At 71.3% G+C, this 24,278-nt stretch carries 25 protein-coding genes; 8 read left to right on the top strand and 17 right to left on the bottom strand.

All coding sequences use genetic code 11. The features are described from left to right. Window positions 1-6: 6 nt before the first annotated feature. The 17 genes from ACY0I8_RS03560 to rpmH all read right to left on the bottom strand — a co-directional run bounded on the left by ACY0I8_RS03560 (window position 7) and on the right by rpmH (window position 12,705). Window positions 7-549 carry a F0F1 ATP synthase subunit delta gene (locus tag ACY0I8_RS03560; protein WP_461393618.1) on the bottom strand — a complete coding sequence of 181 codons (543 nt, stop codon included), beginning with the start codon at window positions 547-549 and terminating at the stop codon, window positions 7-9. After that, a complete protein-coding gene (locus tag ACY0I8_RS03555; protein ID WP_461393617.1) occupies window positions 546-1,127 on the bottom strand; it encodes an ATP synthase F0 subunit B in 582 nt (193 codons plus the stop codon). The genes ACY0I8_RS03560 and ACY0I8_RS03555 overlap by 4 nt, the downstream gene beginning before the upstream one ends. Further along, window positions 1,127-1,555, bottom strand: a complete 429-nt coding sequence (locus ACY0I8_RS03550) for an ATP synthase F0 subunit B (RefSeq protein ID WP_461393616.1) — start codon at window positions 1,553-1,555, stop codon at window positions 1,127-1,129. The genes ACY0I8_RS03555 and ACY0I8_RS03550 overlap by 1 nt, the downstream gene beginning before the upstream one ends. A gap of 134 nt (window positions 1,556-1,689) precedes the next feature. Continuing rightward, the gene (atpE, locus tag ACY0I8_RS03545; RefSeq protein ID WP_025323645.1) at window positions 1,690-1,938 is read right to left on the bottom strand and encodes an ATP synthase F0 subunit C; all 249 of its coding nucleotides are present in this window, start codon (window positions 1,936-1,938) and stop codon (window positions 1,690-1,692) included. Between the two features lie 24 nt (window positions 1,939-1,962). Further along, window positions 1,963-2,673 carry an ATP synthase F0 subunit C gene (atpE, locus tag ACY0I8_RS03540; RefSeq protein ID WP_461393615.1) on the bottom strand — a complete coding sequence of 237 codons (711 nt, stop codon included), beginning with the start codon at window positions 2,671-2,673 and terminating at the stop codon, window positions 1,963-1,965. A 6-nt stretch (window positions 2,674-2,679) separates the two neighbouring features. Beyond that, entirely contained in the window at window positions 2,680-3,354 is a 675-nt protein-coding gene (gene atpB / locus ACY0I8_RS03535) for a F0F1 ATP synthase subunit A (RefSeq protein WP_461393614.1), read from the bottom strand. Window positions 3,355-3,540: 186 nt separating this feature from the next. Continuing rightward, window positions 3,541-3,846, bottom strand: coding sequence for an ATP synthase subunit I (locus ACY0I8_RS03530; protein WP_461393613.1), 306 nt, complete (start codon window positions 3,844-3,846; stop codon window positions 3,541-3,543). Between the two features lie 14 nt (window positions 3,847-3,860). Continuing rightward, window positions 3,861-4,133: an AtpZ/AtpI family protein gene (locus tag ACY0I8_RS03525; protein WP_461393612.1), complete on the bottom strand. Its 273-nt coding sequence runs from the start codon at window positions 4,131-4,133 to the stop codon at window positions 3,861-3,863. A gap of 61 nt (window positions 4,134-4,194) precedes the next feature. Beyond that, window positions 4,195-5,046 (bottom strand): ParB/RepB/Spo0J family partition protein, encoded by an 852-nt coding sequence (locus ACY0I8_RS03520; RefSeq protein ID WP_461393611.1) that lies wholly within the window; start codon window positions 5,044-5,046, stop codon window positions 4,195-4,197. Between the two features lie 17 nt (window positions 5,047-5,063). Then, window positions 5,064-5,819, bottom strand: a complete 756-nt coding sequence (locus ACY0I8_RS03515; RefSeq protein ID WP_461393610.1) for a ParA family protein — start codon at window positions 5,817-5,819, stop codon at window positions 5,064-5,066. Window positions 5,820-6,162: 343 nt separating this feature from the next. Beyond that, on the bottom strand, window positions 6,163-6,777 hold the full coding sequence (locus tag ACY0I8_RS03510; RefSeq protein WP_461393609.1) for a 16S rRNA (guanine(527)-N(7))-methyltransferase RsmG: 615 nt from the start codon (window positions 6,775-6,777) through the stop codon (window positions 6,163-6,165). Continuing rightward, entirely contained in the window at window positions 6,764-8,653 is a 1,890-nt protein-coding gene (mnmG, locus tag ACY0I8_RS03505; protein ID WP_461393608.1) for a tRNA uridine-5-carboxymethylaminomethyl(34) synthesis enzyme MnmG, read from the bottom strand. Before mnmG ends, ACY0I8_RS03510 begins: the two co-directional genes overlap by 14 nt. Window positions 8,654-8,695: 42 nt before the next feature. Continuing rightward, entirely contained in the window at window positions 8,696-10,078 is a 1,383-nt protein-coding gene (gene mnmE / locus ACY0I8_RS03500) for a tRNA uridine-5-carboxymethylaminomethyl(34) synthesis GTPase MnmE (RefSeq protein ID WP_461393607.1), read from the bottom strand. Window positions 10,079-10,368: 290 nt separating this feature from the next. Beyond that, entirely contained in the window at window positions 10,369-11,985 is a 1,617-nt protein-coding gene (yidC, locus tag ACY0I8_RS03495; protein WP_461393606.1) for a membrane protein insertase YidC, read from the bottom strand. A gap of 5 nt (window positions 11,986-11,990) precedes the next feature. After that, window positions 11,991-12,215 (bottom strand): membrane protein insertion efficiency factor YidD, encoded by a 225-nt coding sequence (gene yidD / locus ACY0I8_RS03490; RefSeq protein ID WP_461393605.1) that lies wholly within the window; start codon window positions 12,213-12,215, stop codon window positions 11,991-11,993. Further along, window positions 12,167-12,514 (bottom strand): ribonuclease P protein component, encoded by a 348-nt coding sequence (gene rnpA, locus ACY0I8_RS03485; protein ID WP_461393619.1) that lies wholly within the window; start codon window positions 12,512-12,514, stop codon window positions 12,167-12,169. Before rnpA ends, yidD begins: the two co-directional genes overlap by 49 nt. A 38-nt stretch (window positions 12,515-12,552) precedes the next feature. Continuing rightward, window positions 12,553-12,705, bottom strand: a complete 153-nt coding sequence (gene rpmH, locus ACY0I8_RS03480; RefSeq protein ID WP_025323655.1) for a 50S ribosomal protein L34 — start codon at window positions 12,703-12,705, stop codon at window positions 12,553-12,555. A 77-nt stretch (window positions 12,706-12,782) separates the two neighbouring features. Between rpmH and ACY0I8_RS03475 the strand changes: the two genes are divergently transcribed. The 8 genes from ACY0I8_RS03475 to ACY0I8_RS03440 all read left to right on the top strand — a co-directional run bounded on the left by ACY0I8_RS03475 (window position 12,783) and on the right by ACY0I8_RS03440 (window position 24,237). Further along, window positions 12,783-13,976 (top strand): coproporphyrinogen-III oxidase family protein, encoded by a 1,194-nt coding sequence (locus ACY0I8_RS03475; RefSeq protein ID WP_461393604.1) that lies wholly within the window; start codon window positions 12,783-12,785, stop codon window positions 13,974-13,976. 235 nt (window positions 13,977-14,211) lie between these two features. Continuing rightward, window positions 14,212-15,255 (top strand): heat-inducible transcriptional repressor HrcA, encoded by a 1,044-nt coding sequence (gene hrcA, locus ACY0I8_RS03470; protein ID WP_461393603.1) that lies wholly within the window; start codon window positions 14,212-14,214, stop codon window positions 15,253-15,255. A 218-nt stretch (window positions 15,256-15,473) separates the two neighbouring features. Continuing rightward, the gene (locus ACY0I8_RS03465; RefSeq protein WP_461393602.1) at window positions 15,474-16,052 is read left to right on the top strand and encodes a nucleotide exchange factor GrpE; all 579 of its coding nucleotides are present in this window, start codon (window positions 15,474-15,476) and stop codon (window positions 16,050-16,052) included. A gap of 73 nt (window positions 16,053-16,125) precedes the next feature. Then, window positions 16,126-18,039: a molecular chaperone DnaK gene (dnaK, locus tag ACY0I8_RS03460; RefSeq protein WP_461393601.1), complete on the top strand. Its 1,914-nt coding sequence runs from the start codon at window positions 16,126-16,128 to the stop codon at window positions 18,037-18,039. A gap of 213 nt (window positions 18,040-18,252) precedes the next feature. Next, complete coding sequence (gene dnaJ / locus ACY0I8_RS03455; protein ID WP_461393600.1) at window positions 18,253-19,356, top strand: molecular chaperone DnaJ; 1,104 nt, start codon at window positions 18,253-18,255, stop codon at window positions 19,354-19,356. Further along, window positions 19,353-21,260 carry an ABC transporter substrate-binding protein gene (locus tag ACY0I8_RS03450; RefSeq protein ID WP_461393599.1) on the top strand — a complete coding sequence of 636 codons (1,908 nt, stop codon included), beginning with the start codon at window positions 19,353-19,355 and terminating at the stop codon, window positions 21,258-21,260. Before dnaJ ends, ACY0I8_RS03450 begins: the two co-directional genes overlap by 4 nt. After that, window positions 21,257-23,824, top strand: a complete 2,568-nt coding sequence (locus ACY0I8_RS03445) for a M16 family metallopeptidase (RefSeq protein ID WP_461393598.1) — start codon at window positions 21,257-21,259, stop codon at window positions 23,822-23,824. The genes ACY0I8_RS03450 and ACY0I8_RS03445 overlap by 4 nt, the downstream gene beginning before the upstream one ends. After that, a complete protein-coding gene (locus ACY0I8_RS03440) occupies window positions 23,824-24,237 on the top strand; it encodes a YbaN family protein (protein WP_461393597.1) in 414 nt (137 codons plus the stop codon). The genes ACY0I8_RS03445 and ACY0I8_RS03440 overlap by 1 nt, the downstream gene beginning before the upstream one ends. Window positions 24,238-24,278 lie beyond the last annotated feature (41 nt).

Below are 24,278 nucleotides of genomic sequence, written 5' to 3'. Positions count from 1 at the left end.
GCTCTATCACCCCTTTAGGAAGCTATCGCGCAGCCGCTGGAGCTGGGTGCGCAGGCTGGCATCGAACACAAGGTTGCCGACCCGCGCCACGACCCCGCCGAGAATCTCGGGGTCCTGGCGGGCGGAGAGCTGGACTTCCTTCTCCAGGCGCTTGGCGAGGGCCGCCCGGATCGCCTCGACCTCCTCGGTTTCGAGGGGAAGGGCCGTGAGCACCTCGCCCCGGACCCGGCCCGCGGCCTCGTCGGTCAGGGCCTCGTAGGCCTCGAGGATGTCGGACAAGACCGGGAGCTTGCGGGCCTCGAGGAGCACCCGGAGAAAGTTGGCGACGAGCTCCGAGGGGCCGAGCCGCTCCAGGAGGGCGCCCAGCACCTCGGCCTTGACCCGCCGGGGCAGCACCGGGGTCAGCAGGGTGGCCCGGAGTTCGGGGTTGGTCGCGAAGAGCTCGTAGAGCTCCCGGAGCTCCCGGCCAACCTCCTCGGCGCGGCCGGCGTCGCGCGCCAACTCGAACAGGGCCTTGGCGTAACGGCGGGCGATGCGTTTGCGGTTCAATGGAGTCCCTCGACGCGACGAACGGTGAAGTCCACGGCTTTCTTCTGGTCCTCGGGGCCGTAGGCGCCCCGGATGATCTCCTCGGCCATCGCCACGGCGAGCTGGGCCGCATGGGCCCGCAGCTCGTCGCGGGCCCGCTTGACCTCGTTTTGGGCCGAAGCCTCGGCCTGGCGGCGGATGCCCTCGGCGGCCCGCTCGGCCTCGGCGAGGATCCGCTCCTGTTGGCGTTTGCCCTCGGCCTCGAAGTCGTGCCGGAGTTGGGCGATCTCCTGCTCCAGGTTGGCGACCCGGGCCTTGTAGTCCTTGAGCTTGGCCTCGGCGTCGGCCAGGGCCTTGCGGGCCTCCTCGAGGGCCCGGCGGATGTTTTCCCGGCGGTCCCGGAGGGCCTGGGGCACGGTCTTGCGAAGCGCGAAGTAGAGGATCGCCACGAGGATCGCGAAGTTCACGAACTTCATGCCCAGCGCGACCCAGGGATTGGGACCCTCGTGGGCCCCCTCGGCGGCGTGCTCGGCCGCCAGGGCCAGGGTGGGGCCGGCCAGCAGGGCGAGGGAGAGGACGGAGCGGCCGAACCGGCGCATCAGGCGACCCTCCTTTCGAGAAGCCGTTCTGCGAGCTCCCGGGCCAGGGCCCGGGCGTCGGATTCGAGCGCCTTGCGGGCCTCGGCCGCCTCGGCCTGGACCTGGGCGCGGATCTTGGCGAGCTGGGTCTGGGCCTCGGCCTCGGCGTCGGCAAGAAGTTTCTGGCGCTGGGCCTCGGCCTGCTGAATGAGCTGGGTGCGGATGCGGTCGGCGTCGGCCTTGGCGGCCTGGAGCTTGGCCTGGTAGTCCGTCCAGATGGCCTCGGCCTCGGCCTCCAAGCTTTGGGCCTTCTGGCGGCGGCCCTGGGTGCGGGCCTGGCGCTCCTGAAGAACCCGGAGCATCGGCCGGAACAGCAGCCGGTCCAGAAGGACCATGAGCAAAAGGAAGTTGACGAGCTGGATGACGAGGGTGGCGTTCAGGTTGATCACGGGAACACTCCTCCCAAAGCCCCGGGCGGAAAGCGGCGGCGATGATACACAAAGGCCGCCCGGGAATCAAACACCCGGAGGCGAAAAAGAAACGCCGCGGTCTGGCGAAACGCCGCCCCCGAGGGGGCGGGTCTCTATACCACGAAGATGAGAAGGAGCGCCACCACCAAAGCGTAGATCCCGGTGGACTCGCTGACGGCCTGGCCCACCAGCATGGTGCGGGTGAGGAGGTTGGCGTGTTCCGGGGCGCGGGCGATGCCTTCGCAGGCCTTGCCGGCGGCGAAGCCTTCGCCGATGCCGGGGCCGATGGCCCCGAAGCCCATGGCGATGCCGGCCCCGAGGAGCGCGGCGGCGCGTACAAGATCGGCTCCGGTGATGTCCATGGCGATCCTCCGATGGAAAAGGGGTTATACGACGAAGAGAAGGACGAGGGCCACGACGAGCCCGTACACCGCGGTGGACTGGCTGACGGCCTGGCCGACGAGCATGGTGCGCAGGAGCAGGCCGGCCCGCTCGGGCCGGCGGGCCACCCCGTGGCAGGCGGCCGCCCCGGCGAACCCGGCGCCGATTCCGGGGCCGGTGGCGGCCGCGCCCGCGGAGATCGCGGCGCCCAGGAGGGCCGCGGCGGCCGAGAGGCTGGGGGGAGCCGGCGGGACCCGAAAGAGGAGGAGGAACGAGACGAGCAGGGCGAAGATGCTGGGTGTTTGGGCAACGGCCTGGGCCACGAGCATGGTGGTGGTGATCCGGCCCGCATGGCGGGGGTTGCGGCCGATGGCCTCACAGGCGGCCGCCGAGGGAAATCCGGATCCAACGCCGGGCCCGAAGGCGCCCGCGCCCATGCACAGGCCGGCGGAGAAGAGGGACACGGCCGTCAGGGCCCCGCCCTGCTGGGGGCCGAAGAGGAGAAGGAGCGCCACGACCAGGGCGAAGATGCTGGCAGATTCCGCCACCGCCTGGCCGACGAGCATGGTGCGAAGGATCTCCTGGGCCGCCCCGGGCTGGCGGGCGATGGCCTCGGCGGCGCGGCCGGCGGTTGCCCCCTCCCCGAGGGCCGAGCCGATGGCCCCGAGGCCCATGCACACGGCTGCGGCGGTGAAGGTGGCGAGGGTCAGGTCCACGGCCGGCTACTCCTGAATCGCCACGGAGATGTAGGTCAGGGTCAGCATGGCGAACACGAAGGCCTGGACGGTGCCGACGAACAGGCCGAAAAAGGCGTAGAGGAAGGGCGGGAGGATGAGGTGGTGAACGAGCCGCGAGACCACGGCGATGATGATGGCGCCGCCCATGATGTTGCCGTAGAGGCGGAAGGAGATGGAAACGACCTTGGCGGCTTCCCCGATGACGTTGAGGGGGAACATGAAAAAGAAGGGCTGGAAATACTCTTTGAGGTAGGCCCTCCAGCCCTTGACCCTGAGCGCCGTGGCGTGGGCCACCACGAACCCCAGGAGGCCCAGGGCCAAGGTGGTGTTGAGGTCGCGGGTGGGTTCCTGAAGGAGGGGCACCACCCCGATCCAGTTGGAGAGGAGGATAAAGAGGAAGAGGCTGGCGATGAAGGCGAAATACCGGGGCCCAAGCTTTCCGAGGCTTTCATTCACCAGGTCCCGGAACGCCTCCACCACGGTCTCCACGGCGGCCTGGAAAGGGGACGGTACGAGGTACGGCCGCCGGGCGGCGTAGACGCCTAGCGCGAGAAGCAGCGCCATGACCAGCCAGGACATGGCGAGCGTGGCCGCGTTGAGGACCACCGGCCGGCCCTGGATCCAGAGCGTCCATTGGGGAACCGAGAGAATTTCGTCCATGGGATCTCCGCTGGGACGCTAGGAGGCTTGGACGCTGGGACGCAAAATCATCCGGAGTTCTCGCTCCTTCCGTTCGGCCCAACCTCTGGGGGGGCCTCCCCACGGGGGGCGGAATCCCGAGAACGGGTGTCGGGGTAGACCTTCGTCCTGTCCTCTATCCAGCGGTTCCTGCTTCCCGGTAGCCCTTCAGCTCCGGGTCGCGTGATACGCCACCAGCGCGGGCGGCAGAAAGAGGCCCACGGCCGTGCCCGCGAAGCACGCGGGCGATAAGGTAATGGCCGCGGCGAGAAAGGCAAGGCGCAGGCCGAACCGGCCGAAGGCTCCGGCGGCGGCGCGGCGGCGGGCGCGACCGGGATCCGCAGGAAAGCGGCGGAGGGTCGCGAGGTGCAGCCGAAGCGCGAGGACCCCTCCCAGAACCCCCCAGGCCACGCCGGCGGTGGCGGTCCAGCCGCCCCATAGGGCGGCGACGAGGCCGGCGATGCCGGCGGCCACCGGTAGTCCCGTGGTCACGGTTTCCGCCCCCGACGATCGGATTTATCGATGGTGTCCATCACGATCCGGTATACGGTCCAGATGCCCGAAAGCGCCCCGAGGGGGATGAACACCGCCTTCCAAACCCCGCGGGTTCCCATCCAGCGGTCCAACCCGTGGCCGATCGCCAGGCCGATGCCGATGGCCGCGACCATGGTGAGCCCCAGGTGGGTCAGAAGGCCGAGGTTTTCGGACAGTTCCTTGAGTTCCCCGGGGTCGATGCCCCAGCGCTTTTTGCCTTCGGCCATCGACGCCTCGCGGCGGTTGGGGGGGCGGAAGAGGGCGCACGGGTCTCGGGAGCGCTCCGCGTCAGGGCGAGGCAGTCTCCAGCAGTTGTAGGATGCGATCGAGGTCGTCCAGGTTTCGGTACTCGATGGTGAGGCGGCCGGAGCCCTTCTTCTTGCCGGGAGAGAGCCGGACCCGGGTGCCGAACCGGCGGGAGAGTCGCTCCTCCAGTTCGCGGACGTTGGGATCGGACGCGGGGGCCTGGCGGGGCCGGGGCGACCGGGGCGTGCGGGCGAGTTCCTCGGCCTGGCGCACCGAGAGATTCTTGCGGAGGATTTCCTCCAGGAGCCCAAGCCGATCCGCCTCGTCGTCGAGGCTCAGGATGGCGCGGGCGTGGCCCGCGGTGATCCGGCCGGTGCGCAGGGCGGTGAGGGCCCGCTCGGGAAGGGAGAGGAGCCGGAGGGCGTTGGCCACGGCCGGCCGGGACCGGCCGATGCGTTGGGCGAGCTCCTCCTGGGTGAGCCCCATGCGCTCGATCAGGACCCGGTAGGCCAGGGCCTCCTCCACGGGGTTCAGGTCCTGCCGCTGGAGGTTCTCCACCAGGGCGAGCTCCAGCACCTCCTCGTCGTCGGCGTGGCGGAGGATCGCGGGGAGTTCGGTGACGCCGGCGACCTGGGCCGCGCGCCACCGGCGTTCGCCGGCGATGAGCTCGTAGCCGCCCTGGGGGTCGGGGCGGACGATGACGGGCTGCACGAGCCCCTTCTCCCGGATGCTCTGGGCGAGCTCCTGGAGGGCCTCGGGGTCGAAATCCTGCCGGGGTTGGTGGGGACTCGGGTGGATCTCCTCGATGGGGCAGAGAAAATACTCTCCCTCCAGCCGGTCGGGCAAAAGGGCGTCGAGCCCGGTTCCGAGGGCGGGGCGCTTCTTGCGGCTCATGGGCGGCTCCCTCCGGGTTACGAGAGGAGTTCCTGGGCCATCCGCAGGTAGCTCTGGGCGCCGGTGGACCGGGCGTCGTAGAGGAGCGCGGGCTTGCCGTGGCTCGGGGCCTCGCTCAGGCGGACGTTCCGGGGAATCACGGAGCGGAACACCTTGTCACGAAAGTGGCGCCGGACCTCGTCGGCCACCTGGTGACTGAGGTTGTTCCGGGCGTCGAACATGGTGAGAAGGATCCCCTCCACGTCAAGCCGAGGGTTGAAGGTGCGGCGCACCGTGCGGATGGTGGTGAGCAGTTGCCCCAGGCCTTCGAGGGCGTAGTACTCGCACTGGAGGGGGATGATGACCGCGTCCGCGGCCACCAGCGCGTTGACGGTGAGGAGGCCGAGGCTCGGGGGGCAGTCGACAAGGATGAACTCATACTCGTCGCGCACGGGCGCCAGGGCCTGGCGGAGCCGGAACTCGCGGCGGTCCTGGCCCACCAGCTCTACCTCGGCGCCGGCGAGGTCGCGGGAGGCCGGAACCAGGGAGAGGTTCGGCAGATCGGCCGGTCGCAGGAGGTCCGCCACCTGGGCCTGGGCCAAAAGAAGGTGATAGGACGAGGGGTCGCCGGGGGCGAGCCGGTGCCCCAAGCCGCTCGAGGCGTTGGCCTGGGGGTCGAGGTCCACGAGGAGAACCCGGCGCTCCGCGGCGGCCAGCGACGCCGCGAGGTTTACGGCGGTGGTGGTCTTGCCCACGCCCCCCTTCTGGTTCGCCGTGCAAAGGATCCTGCCCATCGGCCACCTCCTGAGGCGGCGTATGGTAGCACAGGGGGCGGCGACGGGGAACCGACTCGGCGGCGCCGGAGGGGATGTTTCACGTGAAACATCGGCCGGGGGCCGACCCCCGCCCGGAACGGGGCTAAGCCTCGGTAGGCCGTGGGGGCCGCGTGCTTGCCATACCCTGGCACGCGGAGGCGCCGGCGCGCGCGAAGTCGGGCGGGGCAAGGGGCCTGGTTCCGGCCGTGCGTGGGCGCGGCATCCGGCCACTGTAGGAGTCACGCCCGGCGCTGCAACAGGCCCCCTACCGGGCCGAATCAGGAAACGGCTGCTTGGAAGGCAACTTGGTAGGATGCCTGGTTCAACGCGGGGTCAGCACTGCGAGGGCGCGGGGGCCAAATCCGGGCAGAGAAGGGCAGGCGCGGTGGACCAGGCGGGTCCACCCGGGCGCATCAGGGACGGGCTCGGGCCCGAGGAGGAGAAAAACGCGCCCGTCGGGGGCCAGGAAGGGGCGCGCGAGTTCGAGGGCCTGGATCGGTTGGGTGACGGCCCGGAGCGTCACGGCGCGAAACGCCCCGGCGAGTTCCGGGGCCTCGTCCAGAATCTCGGGAGCCCGCCCCTCGTAGACCTCGGTGTGGGGGAGGCCCAGAACCCGGGCGGCGTGGCGCACGAACGCCACCCGCCGGCTTCTGGGCTCGATGCCGACGCAACGCTGGCCCCGGTAGACGAGGGAAACGGGGAGGAGCGGAAGACCGGGGCCGGTGCCGATGTCGAGGAAGGGAAAACCCGGGGCCTCCAGAAGAAACGGGAGAACGGCGTCGGCGATCTGGAGGGCGACGCCTTCGCGGGTCTTGGGGCCCACGAGGCGGATCGCCCGATTCCAGCGAAGGAGCTCGTCGGCGAGGCGCCCGAGGTCGTCCCAGGGCAGGTCTTCGCGTAGCCCCCTCAGGGGGGCCCAAGGGTCAGGAACCGCCATGGGATCGAAGGGCGCCGAGCCGCTTGAGGTGGACGAGAAGCACGGGGCCGGCGGAGGGGCGAACTCCGGGAATCCGGAGGGCCTGGGCCAGGGTGAGGGGCTTGGCCCGGGCCAGGATCTGTCGGACCTCGGTGGCCAGGCCTTCGACCCGGGAGTAATCGAGGTCCGGCGGAAGGGGGGTGGCCTCGAGCCGGCGAAGCTGCTCGAGCCCCTCGAGGTCGCGCCGGATGTATCCCTCGTACTTCACCTCGGCTTCCACGGTGATGGCGTCGCGGCGATCGTGCTCCGGCCAGGCCGGGGCCAGGGGGCGGAGAGCCTCGAGGGAAAGCCCGGGCCGGCGCAGCAGGTCTTCCAGGGTCGCGGCCTCCCGTAGGGGGGGCTCGCCGGCCGCGCGGAGAACGTCGTCCGTTTCCGGGCCGGGCCGGACGCGAACGGATCGGAGAAACGTCCGGAGTTCCCCGATCCGCTCCTGGCGTCGGCGAAACGCCTCGACCCGAGCCGAAGGCACGGCGCCCACCCGGATCCCGAGGGGCGTCAGTCGGAGGTCGGCGTTGTCCTCGCGAAGAAGCAGCCGGAACTCCGCGCGACTCGTGAACATGCGATAAGGCTCCCGGGTGCCCCGGGTCACGAGATCGTCCACCAGCACGCCCAGGTAGCCCTCGTGGCGGCCCACGTAGACCGGGTCGGCCCCACCGGCCCGGAGCGCCGCGTTGATCCCGGCCAGGATGCCCTGGGCCGCTGCCTCCTCGTACCCGGAGGTGCCGTTGATCTGCCCGGCGAGGAAAAGCCCGGAAAGGCGCTTCGACTCGAGGGTGGGGTAGAGGTCGCGGGGATCCACAAAATCGTACTCGATGGCGTACCCGGGGCGAAGGATCTCGGCCCTCTCCAGGCCCTCGATGGAGCGAACCAAAGCGAGTTGGGCGTCGAGTGGCAGGCTCGTGGAGATGCCGTTGGGATACACCTCGGCCGTTCCCCCGCCCTCCGGCTCGAGGAACACCTGGTGCCGGTCGCGGTCCGCGAACCGCATGACCTTGTCCTCGATGCTCGGACAGTAGCGGGGCCCGACCCCCTGAATGACCCCGGTGTAAAGGGGCGAACGCTCGAGGCTCGCCCGGATGATCTCGTGGGTCTTCGGGTTCGTGTAGGTGATATGGCAGGGCACCTGCTGGCGGTCGATGGCCGGTGTGTCCACGCTGAACGGGAGGGGGTCAGGGTCGCCGTGCTGGACGTCGAGGGCGTCCCAACGGATGGTTCGGCCGTTCAGCCGCGGGGGCGTGCCGGTCTTGAGCCGGCCCAGGGGAAACCCGAGATCCCTCAGGTTCTCGGCGAGCTCCCGGGACGGGGGTTCTCCGGAGCGGCCGGCTGGGTAGGACCTGAGGCCGACGTGGGCGAGCCCGTTCAGGAACGTGCCAGGGCACAGGACCACGGTCCGGCCCGGGAACCGGACCCCCTCGCGGGTGATTACGCCCCGGAGCTGGGCCCCCTCGACCCAGAGGGCCACCACCTCGGCCTGGTGCACGAAGAGCATCGGTTGGGACTCGACGCACCGCTTCATGTGGGCGGCGTAGGCCGCCCGATCGGCCTGGGCCCGGGAGGCCCACACGGCGGGCCCCTTGCGGGTGTTGAGCCTGCGGTACTGAATGCCCTTGGCGTCGATGGCCCGACCCATCTCGCCCCCCAAGGCGTCCACCTCCCGAACGAGGTGGCCCTTGGCCAGGCCCCCGATGGCGGGGTTGCAGGACATCTTCCCCACCGTGTCGAGGTTCAGCGTGAGGAGTGCCGTGGCCGCGCCGATGCGCGCCGCCGCCAAGGCGGCCTCGATGCCGGCGTGGCCCGCGCCCACCACGATCACGTCATAGCGCCGGTGCCACTCCATCGCGGTCCTCCGGCCGGGATGTTCCACGTGAAACATCCCGGCCTATTTGCCGATGCAAAACTGGGAGAAGATGCGGTCGAGCACGTCGTCCGGGGCTCCCCAGCCGACGAGTTCCGCGAGCGCCCGCCTCGCGGCGTGGAGCTCGCTGGCCGCCACCTCGGGAATCCCGCCCCCTTCGAGGATCTCCGCAGCGGTGCGCACCCCGGTCAGGGCGGTCTCCACCAGGGACCGGTGCCTCTCCCGGGTGAGCGGCGCCTCCCCCGTCGGGCCTCGGGATCCTCCCAGCGCCAAGGCGGCCATCCGCTCCAGGAGATCCGGAATCCCCTGGCCGGTCCGGGCCGACACCAGAACGGGCTCCAGGCCCAGGGCTCTCAACCGATCCAGGGGGCCGGGACCCAGATCGGCCTTGTTCACCGCAACCACCGTGGAGCCCCGGGCCGCGAGTCGCCTCGCCTCTTCCTCCTCCTCGGGAAGGAGGGCTCGTCCGGCCTCGCACACGAGGACCACGGCATCGGCCTCGTCCCTCGCCCTCTGGGCCCGCCGGACGCCCTCCGCCTCCACCGGATCCCGGGCCGCGCGGAGCCCCGCGGTGTCCACCACGCGCACCGGAACGCCGGCGGCCTGGGTCCAACCCTCAACCAAATCCCTAGTGGTTCCGGGGAGTTCGGTGACAATCGCCCGCTCCTCCCCCACCAGCCGGTTGAGCAGGCTCGATTTCCCCACGTTGGGGACCCCCACCAGCGCCACCGTGAACCCCTCCCGGGCGGTGCGTCCCCAGCCGAAGGTCTCGAGCTTCCGCTCCATCTCCCGGGCGAGCTGCCCCAGCTCCTCCCGGATCTCCCCCCAGTCCTCCTCCCCCACGTCGTCTTCCTCGGGAAAGTCAAGGTGCGCCTCGACCCGTGCCAGGATGCCGCCCAAGCGGTCCTGCCACCGCCCCACCTCCTGGGAGAGCGCTCCGGCGAGGAGGGCCTCGTGGGCCCGGAGCGCCTCCTGCGTCCGGGCTTGGATCAGATCGATCACGGCCTCGGCCTGGACCAGGTCGATCCGGCCGTTCAGGAACGCCCGCAGCGTGAACTCACCGGGGCGGGCAAGGCGGGCCCCGGCCGCCAGGGCCGCCCCCAGCACGGCCCGGGCCGCTGCCGGGCCGCCGTGGCAGTGGATCTCGAGCACGTCCTCCCGGGTGTAGGAGGCCGGCCCGGGCATCCACAGGGCCAGAACCTCGTCCAAAACGCCCCCGTCTGGGCCGACCGCGGAACCCAGGAGGGCCGTCCGGGGCGTAAGGGGCAGGGGCTCGGTCCCGGACCGCCGGCGCAAAACGGCCCGGGCCACCTGGGAGCTGCCCGGGCCGCTCACCCGTACGATGGCGATGCCCCCGGTCCCGGGAGGGGTCGCCACGGCGGCGATGGTGTCGTTGGGGTGTTCCATATCGAAGCCGTGGGGGCGTCGTATGTCTGCAGGTTCGGTTTCGCCGGGCGGCGGGGCAGCCTGGCGGCCAGGCGTCACGGAATCCAAACGGGTCCGGCGGCACAGTCCCCTCCACCCGGTAAGAACGGCTCGCGAGCAGCCGGGGGGCCCTCGCCCGGGTCCCCGCCGGAAGGGCGCTCCCCCCGGAACCCGACCCCGCTCCCTTCCCCGGTTGTGAAGCCCCGCAGGGGCTCCCCCGTTCCGTCGGTCAGAGCCGAGGGGGCGATCACACCCCGCGGCGGCCTTCCCCGTCAGGCCGCAGCCGCCTTCCGGGACTCCCGCATCATCCAGGCCTGCTGGGCCACGCTGAGGACGTTGTTCACGAGCCAGTACAGCACGAGCCCCGAAGGGAAGTTGAGGAACAGGAACGTGAAGATGACGGGCATCCCGTACATCATCATCTTCATCTGCCCCTCGTTCACCCCGGTGGCCGGGGTGAGTTTCTGCTGGAGGAACATGGTGACCCCCATCAAAAGCGGGGTCACGTAGTAGGGGTCCTTGGCCGAGAGGTCCTGGATCCAGAGCATGAACGGGGCGTGCCGGAGCTCGATCGAGCCCAGGAGCACCTTGTACAGGGCGAAGAACACCGGGATCTGCACGAGCATCGGGAGGCACCCGCCCATGGGATTGACCTTGTGGGTCTTGTAGAGCTGCATCATCTCCCGGTTCAGGCGCTCCTTGTCGTCCCCGTACTTCTCCTTGAGTCGCTGGAGCTTGGGCTGGATCTCCTTCATCTTCTGCATCGAGCGGTAGCTCTTGGCGCTCAGGGGCCAGAAGATGAGCTTCACCAGCACGGTGAGCACGATGATCGCGATGCCGTAGTTCCCGGTGACCCGGTAGATGGCCTTGAGGAACCACAGGAGCGGCACGGCCACGGGGTGGAAGAACCCGTAATGGACCACCTCGGTGAGATCCGCGCCCAGCGGGGCCAGGGCCTCCCGGAGCTTCGGCCCTGCGAACACCCGCAGCGCGGCCCGGGCCGACCGGCCAGGCGACACCGGCTCCAGGGGCACCACGAGCTCCCCCTGGGCCACTTCCTCGAGGCCCCGGAACCGGGCAAGCCGAACCTCCTGGGCCGGGGACGCCGGCACGCCGGCGACGAGGAAATACCCGTCCACCATGGCCAGCCATCCGATCTGGCCGGACGCCGTGACCGGCTCCTCCAGGTCCTTGAGCTTCACCTCCTCGTACTCGCCGTCGGCCATGTAGGCGGGCCCGAAGAAGTTGTACCGGCTCATGTCCCCTTCGGCCACCAGGGTGAAGTCACGCACCACGGTCCAGGCGAGGCGGTCGGGAAGCGGCCCCCGACCCCGGTTCTCCACCTCCACGGTGACCCCGATCGCGAAGCCCTCCTCGGGGAGGTCGAAGGTCTGCACGACCCGAATCCCCCCGGCACCGTCCCAGGCCAGGACCGCCCGGCGCTCGGAGCGCTCTAGCACCCGGTACACGGCGCTCCCCGGCGCGTCGCTTCCGCCGAGGCGCACCTGACCCGCCAGGTCGAAGCCGGCCGGCGCGGCCAGGAGTTCCACGGGCCGATCCCCCCCTTCGCCCCTCTCGGTGTAGTCCTTGAGCTCCACCCGGCGGATCGCGGCCCCCTGGGAGCTGATCTCCACCCGGAGGTCCCGGTTCTCCAGGGTCAGGGTCTCGACCGGCGCCGGTTCCCGGGCCTCTACCGATGCTTCCCCGGGCAGCGGTTGGATCTGAGGCTGCGGCTCATCCTGGGGGACGGGAGCCTGGGCCGGCTCGGCCCCGGTTTGGGTCGCGGAGCCCCCGTCCACGGGCTTGGGCGGAGGGGCGAAAAGGTACTGCCACAGCACCAGGACGGCCATGGACAGGGCCACGGCCAGGATCGTACGCTTCGTTTCCATGGGGTCTATTTCCTGGGATCGGGCAAGGGGTCGAACCCGCCGGGGTGCCATGGGTGGCACCGGGCGAGTCGTCTCAGGGTGAGCCAGGAGGCCGTCCAGAACGGGTAACGCTGGTAAGCGGCCAGCGCGTACGCGCTGCAAGAGGGGTGAAAGCGGCAGGTGGGCGGCAGCGCCGGGGAGATCAACGCCCGGTAGGCCCGGACGAGCCCCGCCGCGACCCGCGAAGCCATCGGTCCAAGGCCTCCTCGAGCTCTGCCCGCACCTCCTCGTACCGGAGACCGGCCGCCCCCTTTCGCGCAATCACCACGCAGTCCACAGGCGGCTCCAGCCGAACTCGGTTCCGGCGGAAGTACTCCCGCACCAGCCGTTTCACCCGATTTCGGTCGTGGGCTTTGCCGACCTTCCTCGACACCACAAGCCCCAGACGGCTGGGCGCCTGGGGCCGGGGAAGGACCACGACGGTGAAAAAGGGGCGGTGAACCCGGGCTCCCCCCTGGAAGACCCGGTCGAACTCCGCCCGCTTGCGGATCCGGCATGCCCGCGGAAACCGCTCGCTCGGCGTGCGGTCTACTTGCGCGGGATCTCGACCGCGAGCCGCTTCCGGCCCTTCTTCCGGCGGCGCGCCAGAACCTTGCGACCGTTCCGGGTCGCCATCCGGGCCCGAAACCCGTGGGTTCGCTTCCGTCGAATGCGGCTGGGATTGTAGGTCAACTGCTGCATATGAGAACCTCCTCGGCGGTCCGGTCATGATCCAACTCGAAACGGTTTCGGAAATGCGGAACCCTACGGCACATCCCGTGTCGGCGTCAAGCCCCTTTTCCGCCCGGTCGGCCTACGTGCACGTGCCGTTCTGCACGGCGCGCTGCCGGTACTGCGCGTTCTACTCGGGGGAGCCCCTCGACCGGGTTCCGCGGTTCCTGCCCGCGCTGGAGCGGGAGATCGAGGCCTGGGGCCCGGGCGCCGGGCCCCTCGACACCGTGTACCTGGGGGGCGGAACGCCGGGACTCCTGGGCGCGGAGGGACTCACTCGCATCCTGGATGCCCTCCGAGGGGTGCGGGGGATCGCCCCCGACGCCGAGATCACAATCGAGGTGAACCCCGGGGCCGGCCCCGACCCCGGCGCGTTGCGGAGCGCCGGGGCAACCCGGGTCTCGGTGGGGGTTCAGGCCCTGGACGACCGGTGGCTACAAACCCTCGGCCGTCGCCACGGGGCGGCCCAGGCCCTCGCCTACCTGTCGGCCGCGAGGGCCGCGGGGGTCCGATCGGTGTCGGCAGACCTCCTGATCGGGCTTCCCGGCCTCGCGCCCCGGACGCTCGCCGGGTGGGCGAGGGACTGCGTGCGTGCGGGCGCCGACCACGTTTCGGTCTACGTGCTGGAACTCCACGAGGGAACCCCCCTGCGCCGGGCGACCGAGGCCGGTCGGTTCCCCTGGCCGGCCCCGGACGAGGCCGCCGGGCAATGGGAGGCCGTGGCCGAGGCGCTCGCCGCGGAGGGGCTTCACCCCTACGAGGTGTCGAACTTCGCCCGGCCCGGCGGCGAATGCCGCCACAACCTGGCGTACTGGGACGGCAAGGGCTACCGGGGCCTCGGGCCCGGCGCCCACAGCTTCGACCCGGACCTGGGCCCCTGGGGAATCCGCTGGGAAAACCGCCCCGATCTGGAGGGCTGGCTCCGGGCCCTGCAGGCCGGGGCGCCGCCCCCGCGGTCGGTGGACGAGCGCTCGGCCGAGGGCGCCCTTCTGGAGGCCCTGTTCCTGTGGGCGCGCCGGCCGGTGCCCTGGCCGGCCGACGTGCTGCGGCGGCACGGATTGGAACCCCGCCGCGCGGAGCCCCTCCTCGAGGTCCTCCGCCGCGGGGGGGACCTGGACCGCCGGAACCGGCCCACCCCCCAAGGCATGCTCCGCGCGGACGGGCTTGCCCTGTGGCTCTGGGAGCGACTCGTTGCCGACACCGGGCGAGGGAATTCCGAAGAGGGCGACCAGGCCGGGTAGCCCAACCCGAAGGCCCGGCGATCTTCCCCGGGCCCCGGAGTTCGTCCCCGGGCAGGCAGGGCACCCTGCGATGGTAGCCTGATGGGGAGACGCCTATCGGCGTCTCCGCGGTTGTGTCGCCGCCGGGCACGGGCGAGGTCTCGGGTGTCGGCGATCTCCTTGACTACCCCGGGGGGCGTTGCTACGGTACGGCCGGTTAGCACTCCCTCTGGAAGAGTGCTAAGGCAGGAGCGCCATGACCGAAGAGGTGCTGAAGGAACGCGACGCCCGGATCCTGGGAGCGGTGGTCGAGGAGTTCGTGCAGAGCGCCGAACCCGTCGGATCCCGGAACCTGGTGAAGAAGTACCGGCTCGACATCTCCCCGGCCACGGTTCGCAACGTGATGGCCGATCTCGAGGAGATGGGATACCTGTGCCAGCCCCACACCTCGGCCGGACGCCAGCCCACGGACCGGGGGTATCGATATTACGTTGATCATCTCCTCCGGGGCGGGAGCCTCCCCCCGACGGTGCGCCGGAAACTGAGGCAGGGCATCCGCCCGGCCGAGGACGAGGCCCTGGAGTCCCTGCTGGAGGCGACGTCCCGGGTGCTCTCCCGGGTGGCCCACCAGGTGGGACTGGTGGTGGCCCCTCGGCTGGAGGTGCGGGTGTTCCGCCACGTGGACTTCGTGCTTCTCCGGCCCGGCCGGGTGCTGGTGATCCTGGTGACCCGCTCCGGCGTGGTCCACCACCGGGTCGTGGAAGCGCCCGAGGTGGCCAGCCAGGCCGAGCTGGAACCCATGGCCAACTATCTGAACAGCCTCCTGGAGGGCGTGCCCCTCGTCGCGGTGCGGGAGCGCATCCTGGCCGAGATGGAAAGCGAGCGGGTCCAGTACGACCGGATGCTCCGGCGGGCCCTCGAGATCGGGTCCCGGGCCGTGACCCCCCAGGGCGACGGAGACGAGGTGTACGTGGGGGAACCCCTGCACCTGCTGGACCAGCCCGAGTTTCGCGACGTCGAGAAGATGCGACAGATCTTTGAGGCGTTCCAGCGCAAGGGGATTTTGCTGCGGATCCTCGACCAGGCCCTGGAGGCGCCGGGAGTTCAGGTGTCGATCGGGGCGGAGAACCCCGTGGCCGACCTCCAGGAATGCTCGGTGGTGGCCACCTCGTACGGCGGCGAGGAACATCCGCTCGGCGCGGTCGGGGTGATCGGGCCGAAGCGCATGCCCTACGGGGAGGTCATCGCCCTGGTGGAGTACGCCGCCCGGCTTCTGGGCCAGGCGCTGACACGCCTGTGATCCCGCTCGCGGGCCGCGCCTGGCGCCCGCGCGCCCCCGCGATTCCCGGTTGGCCATCGCGCACGATGGGGGGCGGCCCGAGGGCGGCGTGTTTGCAAGAATCCTAACGTTCCGTCCTCGGCCCCGCGGTCGGCCGGTCCGGCAGAAACCGAGGGGCCGCCGCAGCCCGAACCAACGGACCGCCGACCGAGGACCGAAGTTACAAGGAGAAACGAACCATGGCGGAAGAACGCGACGAGGAACGGCAGCAACAGGCCGACTCTGCGGAGGAAACAGAGAGCCCGGTGGCCACCGAGCCGGAGACCGGCGAGGCGGCGGCGGAAGAGGACCGGCTGTCCCGGGTGACCGCCGAGTTGGAGGACACGAAGAAGAAACTCCTCTACCTGGCGGCCGAGTTCGAGAACTACAAGAAGCGTACCGAGCGCCGGCTGCAGGAGGCCGCCGAGTTCGGCTGCGAGGCCGTGCTCAGGGACCTCTTGCCGGTTCTGGACAACCTGGAGCGGGCGGTTGAGCACGCGAAGCAGGCCGGGGCCGAAGGGTACGAGGGGCTCCTCGAGGGCCTCGGGCACGTGATCCAGCAGTTCCACGACGTGCTGGGCCGCCACGGGGTGGAACCGGTGCCCGGCGAGGGGGAGCCCTTCGATCCCTACGTGCACGAGGCCATGGCCCAGGTGGAGGGCGAGGAGCACGGCAAGGTCCACCAGGTGTACGAGAAGGGATATCGCCTCAAGGGCCGGCTGCTTAGGCCCGCAAAAGTGGTGGTGACCAAGGTTGCCGCTGGGGAGGGCGATGGTTAAGGTACCGGCGCCCCGGCCGAAGGGGCCGCGGGAAACCACGCAAAACCAAAATTCTAGTTAGGAGGCGAAACCCATGGGCAAGATCATCGGAATCGACCTGGGGACCACGAACAGCGTGGTCGCCGTGGTGCTAAACGGCGAGCCCACCGTGATCCCCAACGCCGAAGGCAGCCGGACCACCCCGAGCATGGTGGCGATCACGGAGGACGGCCAGCGCCTGGTGGGCCAGGCGGCGAAGCGCCAGGCCGTCACGAACCCGGCCAACACGGTTTTCGCGATCAAGCGGCTGATCGGCCGCAAGTACACCGACCCCGAGGTGGAGAAAGACAAGAAGATGGTCCCCTACACGATCGTGGAGGGGACGAATGGCGACGCCTGGGTGGAGGTGCGGGGCAAGAAGTACAGCCCGGCCGAGATCTCGGCGTGGATCCTCCAGAAGATGAAGCAGACCGCCGAGGACTACCTGGGCGAGCCGGTCACCGAGGCCGTGATCACGGTGCCGGCCTACTTCAACGACAGCCAGCGCCAGGCCACCAAGGACGCGGGCCGGATCGCCGGGCTCGACGTGAAGCGGATCATCAACGAGCCGACGGCGGCGGCCCTGGCGTACGGCCTCGACAAGCAGGGCGAGAAGAAGATCGCCGTGTTCGACCTGGGCGGCGGGACCTTCGACATCTCGATCCTCGAGATCGGGGAGGGGGTGTTCGAGGTCAAGGCCACCAACGGCGACACGTTCCTGGGCGGCGAGGACTTCGACAAGCGGATCATCGACTACCTGGCCGATGAGTTCAAGAAGGAGCAGGGCATCGACCTGCGGGGCGACGCGATGGCCCTCCAGCGGCTCAAGGAGGCCGCCGAGAAGGCCAAGATGGAGCTCTCCTCCATGACCGAGACCACGGTCAACCTGCCCTTCATCACGGCCGACCAGACCGGGCCCAAGCACCTGAACATCCGGCTGACCCGGGCCAAGGTGGAGCAGCTGTGCGCCGACCTCCTGGACAAGCTGGAGCCGCCGTGCCGCCAGGCCCTGAAGGATGCGGGGCTCTCCCCGTCCCAGATCGACGACGTCATCCTCGTGGGCGGCATGACCCGGATGCCGGCGGTCCAGGAGCGGGTCGAGAAGATCTTCGGCAAGAAGCCCCACAAGGGTGTGAACCCCGACGAGGTGGTGGCGATCGGCGCCGCCATCCAGGCCGCGGTGCTCGCGGGCGAGATGAAGGACGTGCTCCTTCTGGACGTCACGCCGCTGAGCCTCGGCATCGAGACCCTGGGCGGGGTGTTCACGAAGATCATCGAGCGCAACACCACGATCCCGTGCCGGAAGAGCCAGATCTTCTCCACGGCCGAGGACAACCAGACGGCGGTGTCGATCCACGTGCTCCAGGGCGAGCGGGAGATGGCGCGAGACAACAAGACCATCGGCCGGTTCGAGCTGGTGGGCATCCCGCCGGCGCCCCGGGGCGTGCCCCAGATCGAGGTCACCTTCGACATCGACGCCAACGGCATCTTGCACGTGTCGGCGAAGGATCTGGCCACGGGCAAGGAACAGTCGATCGAGATCAAGGCCTCGTCCGGCCTGTCCGAGGAGGAGATCCAGCGGATGGTCCGCGATGCCGAGGCCCACGCCGAGGAGGACCGCCGCAAGCGAGAGCTCGCCGAGGAGCGAAACCGCCTCGACGGCCTCGTCTACTCCACCGAGAAGAGCCTCAAGGAGTTCGGCGACCAGCTCGACGCGGCCCAGCGCTCCGAGGTGGAGTCGGCGCTGGCCGAGGCCAAGGAGGCCCTCAAGGCCGAAGACATCGGCCGGATCAAGAGCGCCTTCGAGCGGCTGACCCAGGCCTCCCACAAGCTGGCCGAGGAGATGTACAAGCGCACCGCGGCCTCCCAGGGCGGTGCGGAGGCCGGGGCCCAGGCCGGCGGGGCCTCTGCGGGGGGCTCGGGCGGCGACGAGGGGGTCGTGGACGCCGACTTCGAAGAGGTGAAGTAGGCGCGCCCCCGAGGGGCGAGATCACGAGCAGGGGACCCCGCGGGGGTCCCCTGTTTCGTTTCGGAGCCCCGGCGGATACAATGGGCGACCCGAAGGCCGTTTCGCCGCCGGGGGATGCGAAGGCCGACCCACCGCGTTGCCGCCCCCGGCGGGACGGAAGGTCGGAATCCGTAGCCGTCTAGCTTTCCAACCGCGATCCGGCACACGAAAGACGTGGCACGAGTGAACTACTACGAGATCCTGGGCATCCACCGCAACGCCACCGCGACCGAGATCAAGCAGGCGTTTCGGAAGCTCGCCCTGCGGTTCCATCCCGACCGGAACCCGGAGGACCCCGAGGCCGAGGCACGGTTCAAGGAGATCGCCGAGGCCTACGAGGTGCTCTCCGACCCGGCACGCCGGGCCGAGTACGACCGGGGCGGCCGGCCCCAGGCCAGGGCCCGGGCCGCCGACGTGGACCTGCGGGCCCAGGTGGACGAGCTGTTCCGGGAGATCTTCGGCGATATCTTCGGCGGCCGCTCCCCCAGGGGGCCGCGGCCCCAGAGGGGGGCCGACCTGCGCTACCGGATCCAGGTGGACCTGGCCGAGGCCGTCGAGGGCGGGACCCGGGATCTGGAGATCCCGGCCCGGACCCTGTGCCGCTCGTGCGGTGGCACCGGGGCCCGGCCCGGAACGCCCCGGGTGGCCTGCCCCGAGTGCCGGGGCCACGGCACCGTCCGATTCCAGCAGGGGTTTTTCCACGTGGAGAAGGAGTGCCCGGTGTGCGCGGGCGACGGCAGGGTGCCGGAGTCCCCGTGCCCGGCTTGCGGTGGGCGGGGTGCCCAGGAGGTGGTGCGCCGGCTCCAGGTGCGGATTCCGCCGGGGGTGCAGACCGGAGACCGGCTGCGGATGGCCGGCGAGGGCGAGGCCGGGCAGCACGGCGGGCCGGCCGGGGACCTCTACGTGGTGGTGGAGGTCCGGGACCACCCGCTCTTTCGCAGGGAGGGGAACGATCTCGTGTGCGAGGTGCCCATCTCGTTCGCCCAGGCCGCCTTGGGGGCGGTGCTGGAGGTGCCCACCCTCTCCGGGGACGCGGTGAAGGTGAAGGTTCCCCCGGGGACCCAGCCGGGGGCCGAGTTCTCGGTGCCCGGCCGGGGCATCCCCCGGAAAGGGGGCGGCCGGGGCGCCCTGCGCGTGCGGGTGCGGGTCGAGGTGCCTGAAAAGGTGGAGGGGCGGGCGCGGGAACTCCTGGAGGAGTGGGCCCGGCTCGAGGCCGAGGACCCGGGATCGCCCTACGCCCGGTTTCGGAGCCGGTTTCTGAACGGGGGCGGGGTGTGAGGGGGGTGCGGCTCGGGCTGGTCCTGGCGGCCGCCGCGTGGTTCGGGGGATGTGCGTCGCCGGCCGTGCGTCCCGAGCCCCCGGCGCCTCCCGTCGAGGTGCACCGGAAGGTGTTTGCGGCGCCGCCGGCGCCCGGCGCACCGGCCCCGCGGCCGACCCCCGCCCCGGCGCCGGAGGAGTCGCCTCGCGCCCCCGCCCAACCGGAGCAGGCCGAGGCCGCGCGACCCCAGCCGGAACCGCCCGCGGATCCCCTGGCCCTGGCGCGGGACCTCCTGGAGCGAGGCGAGTTCGAGCAGGCCCGCGGCGTCCTGGCCGGGGCCGAACCCACCCCCGAGGCGCGGCGCCTCCTGGGCGACGTGCTCGTGGCCCTGGGTCGGTACCCCGAGGCCGTGGCGGCCTACGCCGAAGCCATCCCCGAAGACGACGACATTGCGGCCGAGCCGATCCGGCAGACGATCCGGGGCGTACTGGACGCCATGGGCCCCGAGGACCTGAAACGGGTCGCCGCGCGGTGCCCCTTCTGCCCCGAGGGCGGGTACGCCCGGCTCCGGCTCGCCCGCCTGGCCCTCGAGCGAGGCGCGGCGGACGAGGCCCTGGCCCTTTTGGGGGAGATCGAGGCCGATTTCGCCGGCGATCTCCTGGGCCGTTCCGCCGAGGCCCTGCGGCGGAACATCGAGGCCCGGCGGGCCGTCCGGCCGGGCACCATCGGGCTTTTGGTCCCTCTCTCCGGGCCCCTCCGGTCCTTCGGCCAACGGGCGGTCCGGGGGGCCGTGCTGGGGGCGGGCCTGTTCGGCGACGAGGATCCCGGGATCCGGCTCGTGCTCAAGGACTCCCGCGCCGATCCGAACGCGGCCCGCGTCCAGGCGCAGGCCCTGGCGGCCGAGGGTGCGGTGGCCGCCGTTGGGCCCCTCAAAGGCGATGCCGCCGCAGCCGCGGCCGCGGCGGCCCGGGGGCTCGGGCTGCCCCTCGTGACCCTGACGCCCGCCGAGGGGGTGGCGGGGGATGGGGTCTTCCGGATGTACCTCCCCGAGGCCGAGGAGGTCCGGGCGCTCGTGCGCTACGCGGTGGCAGGGTTGGGGCTCCGGACGTTCGCGATCCTCTACCCCGACACCCCCACCGGCCGCCTTTACCGGGACCGGTTCTGGGACGCCGTGGTGGCCGAGGGTGGGGAGATCACGGGCGTGGAAGCCTTTGTTGCCGAGGATCTGGCTTCGGCGGGCGCCGCCGTGGAGAAGCTCACGGGCGTCTACGGGCTGACGCCCGAGGAGATCCGGGCCCGGTTCCTCGAGGAGGAACGGCTCCGGCTCGAACGGGAGCGGGCCCTGTGGGAGGCCCTGGGCGTGACCCCGGCCGAGGCGGCCCCCGAGCCCCAGGTGGACGAGGAGCGCCTGGCGGAGTACAAACCCAAGCCCATCGTGGACTTCGACGCCGTGTTCCTGCCGGCCCCCAGCCTCACGGCCGCGCAAGTGGCCCCCCTGTTGGCGTTCCACGACGTGGAGAGCGTCCGGCTCCTGGGCATCCGGTCCTGGACCTACCCCAAGTTTCTGGAGGTGGGAAAAGACGCGGTGGAGGGGGCCGTGTTCGCGGCCGCGTTCCATCCCTCGCGCCCCGAGAGCGCCACGTTCTCGGCGGCCTATCAGCAAGCCTATGGCGAGCCTCCCGACGATCTGGCCGCCTACGCCCACGACGCGGTAAAAGCCGTGGTCTCGGCCGGACCGGAGGCCACCCGGCCCGACGTCCGGGCTCTGCTGGCGAGCCTGCGGGACCTCCCGGGGGCCCTGGGCCCCGTGTCGGCGAGCCCCGGGGGCGACCTCCATGCCGCCCCGGTGCTCCTTACCGTGCGAAGGGGTCGCTTCGAACCGATCGGTGACCTGCCTCCCCCCCCCACCTCGAGGATTCCATGATCGACACGCCCGTGTTCCACCGCTTGCCCAATGGCTTCGAGTTCCTCGTGCTCCCCAACCGGGCCGCGCCCGTCGTGGCCATGGACCTGTGGATCCGGGCCGGGAGCGCCAGCGAGCTTCCGGGCCAGGAGGGGCTTGCCCACGTGGTGGAGCACATGCTGTTCAAGGGCACCGAGGGTCGGGGGCCGGGACAGATCGCGGCCGAGGTGGAGGGGCTCGGCGGAGAAATCAACGCGTTCACGAGCTTCGACCACACGGTCTACACCCTGACCCTGGCCAGCCGGTTCGCCGAGCAGGGCCTCGACATCCTGGCCGACGCGGTGTTCCGGTCGCGCTTCGACCCCGACGAGCTGGAACGGGAGAAGCTCGTGGTCCTGGAGGAGATCAAGCGGGGCCGCGATCACCCCCAGTTGCGGCTCTCCCGGCTCCTGTTCGAACAGGCCTACCGGGTGCACCCCTACGGCCGGCCGGTGATCGGGTTCGAGGACACGGTCAGGGCGTTTCGGTCGGAGGACTGCCGGGCCTTCGTGAAGCGCTGGTACCGGCCGGGGAACATGGTGCTCGTGGTGGCGGGCGACGTGGATCCGGCCGGGGTGGCCGCCCTCGCGGAGAGGTGGTTCGGCGGAGGCCCCCGTGGCCGGCCCCGTCCGATCCCCCGGGCCCGGGAGCCCCGGCCCGAGGGGGTCCGGGTGGTCCTCGAGGACCGGGACGTGACCGAGGCGTACCTCAGCCTGGCCTTCCCGGGGCCCTCGGCCCGGAGCCCCGACGTGGCCGCCGTGGACCTTCTGGCCGCGCTTCTGGGCCAGGGGGAGGCGTCGCGGCTCCATCACCGGGTGAAGCTCGAGCGCAACCTCGTGCGGGGGGTTGCCGCGGGCGCGTACACCCCCCGCGATCCGGGTCTCGTGTACGCCTCGGCCGTGGCCGATCCCGAGCGGGCGGGCGAGGCGCTGGAGGCCGTGCTCCACGAGGTGTTCCGGCTGCGGCATGAGCCCGTCGGCCGCCGGGAGCTGGAGCGGGCGCGGCTCATGCTGGAGGCCGAGTTCGTGTACCAGCGGGAGACGGTGCAGGGGCAGGCCGAGAAGGCGGGGTTTTTCCACCTCGTCCTCGGGAGCGCCGAGGCGGAGGAGCAATACCTGGAGGCCCTCCGGGGGGTCGGCCCGGCCGAGGTGATGGCGGCGGCACGGCGGTACCTGCGCCCGGAGCGGGCCGTGGTCGTGGGGCTCCAGCCCAAGGGGGCCGGACTCGGACCCGAGCGGGTCGCCCGAAAGGTGGGGGCCGCGGCGGAGGAGGCGCGGCGGGTCCACCGCAGGAGCGCGGCCGTGCGGCGGGAGTGGGTGTGTCACCGGCTCCCCAACGGCGCCCGGCTGATCGTGAAAACGAACCCCCACGTGCCCCTGGTGGCCGTGCGGGTGGGCTGTCTCGGGGGGTTGCGCCGGGAGCCGGGCGAGAAGGCCGGCCTCTACCATCTCCTGGCCCGGGCCTGGACCCGGGGCACGGCCACCCGGAACGTCTACGAGATCGCCCACGCCATGGACGCCCTGGGGGGCGAGGTGGAGGGGTTCTCGGGCCGCAACTCCTTCGGGCTCCGGGCCGAGTTTCTGGCCCGGTACGCCGAGGACGGGTTCGAGCTCCTGGCCGAGATTCTGGCCCACCCCACCTTCCCGGAGGGCGAGGTGGAGAAGGTGCGCCAGGACACCCTGGCCGGCATCCGGGCGCGGCGCGACAACCCCTCGGGGTTCGCGTTCCGCCGGTTCGAGGCGGCCCTGTACGGGGATCACCCGTTTGGCCGGGACGTGCTCGGAACCGAAGAGGCCGTTCGGGCGCTCACGGCCGGCGATCTCCGGGCCTTCTACCGCAAGGGCCTTCGGCCCGACGAACTGGCCGTGGCCGTGGTGGGCGACGTGAGCCCGGACCGGGTGATCGAGTTCTGGGAGCGGGCCCTGGAAGACGTGGGGTCCGCCGACGCCCTCCCGGCCGCCCCCCCGAGCCCCCGGCTCCCGACCCCGGCGGTCCATCGGGAGGCGGCCCCGTTCGAACAGAGCCATGTGGTGGTGGGGTTCCTGGGCGCCCGGCTCACCGACCCCGACCGGTATGCACTTCGGGTGGTCGACGCCCTCTTGAACGGTCAGGGGGGCCGCCTGTTCCGCCGGCTTCGGGACGAGCGGGGGTTCGCCTATGCGGTGACCAGCGTGTGCGTGGAGGGGCTCGACCCGGGATACCTGGCCGGCTACATCGCCACCGCGCCCGACCGGGCCGAGGAGGCGAGGGAGGGGCTTCTGGCCGAGATGCTCCGGCTGGCCGAGGAACCCGCCGATCGGGACGAGCTCGAACGGGCCCGGCGAAAGCTCGTGGGGGCGTTCGAGATCGCGCTCCAGTCCAACCAGGTGCAGGCCACCCAGATGGCCCTCGACGAGATCTACGGGCTCGGGCACCGGCACCTGGAGGCGTTCGCGGAGCGGATCTTCGCGGTGGACGCCGGGGCGGTGCAGGAGGCCGCCCGCCGGTACCTGCGGCCCGAGCACTGCGTGAGCGTCGTCCTGGGGCCGGACGGATCGGCCGGCTGATGCGGGACCGCACGGTCCGTGCCCTCTGGGTGGGCGGTGGGGCCGTCGCCCTGGGGCTAGGGGTCGTGGGGGTGTTCGTGCCGGTTCTCCCCACGGTGCCCCTCGTGCTCCTGGCGGCCGCCTGCTTCGCCCGGGGGTCGGAGCGGGCGCACCGCTGGCTCCGGGAGCACCGCCATTTCGGCCCCCTCGTCCGGGCGTACGGGTCGGGCCGGGTGCCCCGAAGGGCCCGGAACCGGGCCCTCGTGCTCCTTTGGGTCACGATCGGGCTCACGGCGGGCCTGGTCGTGCGCACGGGGTGGCTGCGGGTTCTCCTCGTGGCCATCGCGGCCGCCGTGTCCGCGTACCTCCTTCGGCTCCCCACCGACGCTTCTCCCTCAACCCCCGGACCCCGCGGGTCGATCCGTACCCGGTAGGGGCGGCCTGGTGGGCCCGCCACCGCGCCGCCCATCGGCCG

This window comes from Deferrisoma sp. (assembly GCF_054681715.1).
Note: the sequence above shows the minus strand (reverse complement) of the source record. Positions and strands in the feature narration are given on the sequence as shown.

Excerpts from the sequence above, each read along its gene's own strand:
- ACY0I8_RS03555 (WP_461393617.1), bottom strand. The coding sequence starts at position 1,127 with ATGCGCCGGTTCGGCCGCTCCGTCCTCTCCCTCGCCCTGCTGGCCGGC.
- atpE (WP_025323645.1), bottom strand. The coding sequence starts at position 1,938 with ATGGACATCACCGGAGCCGATCTTGTACGCGCCGCCGCGCTCCTCGGG.
- atpB (WP_461393614.1), bottom strand. The coding sequence starts at position 3,354 with ATGGACGAAATTCTCTCGGTTCCCCAATGGACGCTCTGGATCCAGGGC.
- ACY0I8_RS03525 (WP_461393612.1), bottom strand. The coding sequence starts at position 4,133 with ATGGCCGAAGGCAAAAAGCGCTGGGGCATCGACCCCGGGGAACTCAAG.
- ACY0I8_RS03520 (WP_461393611.1), bottom strand. The coding sequence starts at position 5,046 with ATGAGCCGCAAGAAGCGCCCCGCCCTCGGAACCGGGCTCGACGCCCTT.
- ACY0I8_RS03515 (WP_461393610.1), bottom strand. The coding sequence starts at position 5,819 with ATGGGCAGGATCCTTTGCACGGCGAACCAGAAGGGGGGCGTGGGCAAG.
- ACY0I8_RS03510 (WP_461393609.1), bottom strand. The coding sequence starts at position 6,777 with ATGGCGGTTCCTGACCCTTGGGCCCCCCTGAGGGGGCTACGCGAAGAC.
- mnmG (WP_461393608.1), bottom strand. The coding sequence starts at position 8,653 with ATGGAGTGGCACCGGCGCTATGACGTGATCGTGGTGGGCGCGGGCCAC.
- mnmE (WP_461393607.1), bottom strand. The coding sequence starts at position 10,078 with ATGGAACACCCCAACGACACCATCGCCGCCGTGGCGACCCCTCCCGGG.
- yidC (WP_461393606.1), bottom strand. The coding sequence starts at position 11,985 with ATGGAAACGAAGCGTACGATCCTGGCCGTGGCCCTGTCCATGGCCGTC.
- yidD (WP_461393605.1), bottom strand. The coding sequence starts at position 12,215 with ATGGCTTCGCGGGTCGCGGCGGGGCTCGTCCGGGCCTACCGGGCGTTG.
- rpmH (WP_025323655.1), bottom strand. The coding sequence starts at position 12,705 with ATGCAGCAGTTGACCTACAATCCCAGCCGCATTCGACGGAAGCGAACC.
- hrcA (WP_461393603.1), top strand. The coding sequence starts at position 14,212 with ATGACCGAAGAGGTGCTGAAGGAACGCGACGCCCGGATCCTGGGAGCG.
- ACY0I8_RS03465 (WP_461393602.1), top strand. The coding sequence starts at position 15,474 with ATGGCGGAAGAACGCGACGAGGAACGGCAGCAACAGGCCGACTCTGCG.
- dnaK (WP_461393601.1), top strand. The coding sequence starts at position 16,126 with ATGGGCAAGATCATCGGAATCGACCTGGGGACCACGAACAGCGTGGTC.
- ACY0I8_RS03445 (WP_461393598.1), top strand. The coding sequence starts at position 21,257 with ATGATCGACACGCCCGTGTTCCACCGCTTGCCCAATGGCTTCGAGTTC.
- ACY0I8_RS03440 (WP_461393597.1), top strand. The coding sequence starts at position 23,824 with ATGCGGGACCGCACGGTCCGTGCCCTCTGGGTGGGCGGTGGGGCCGTC.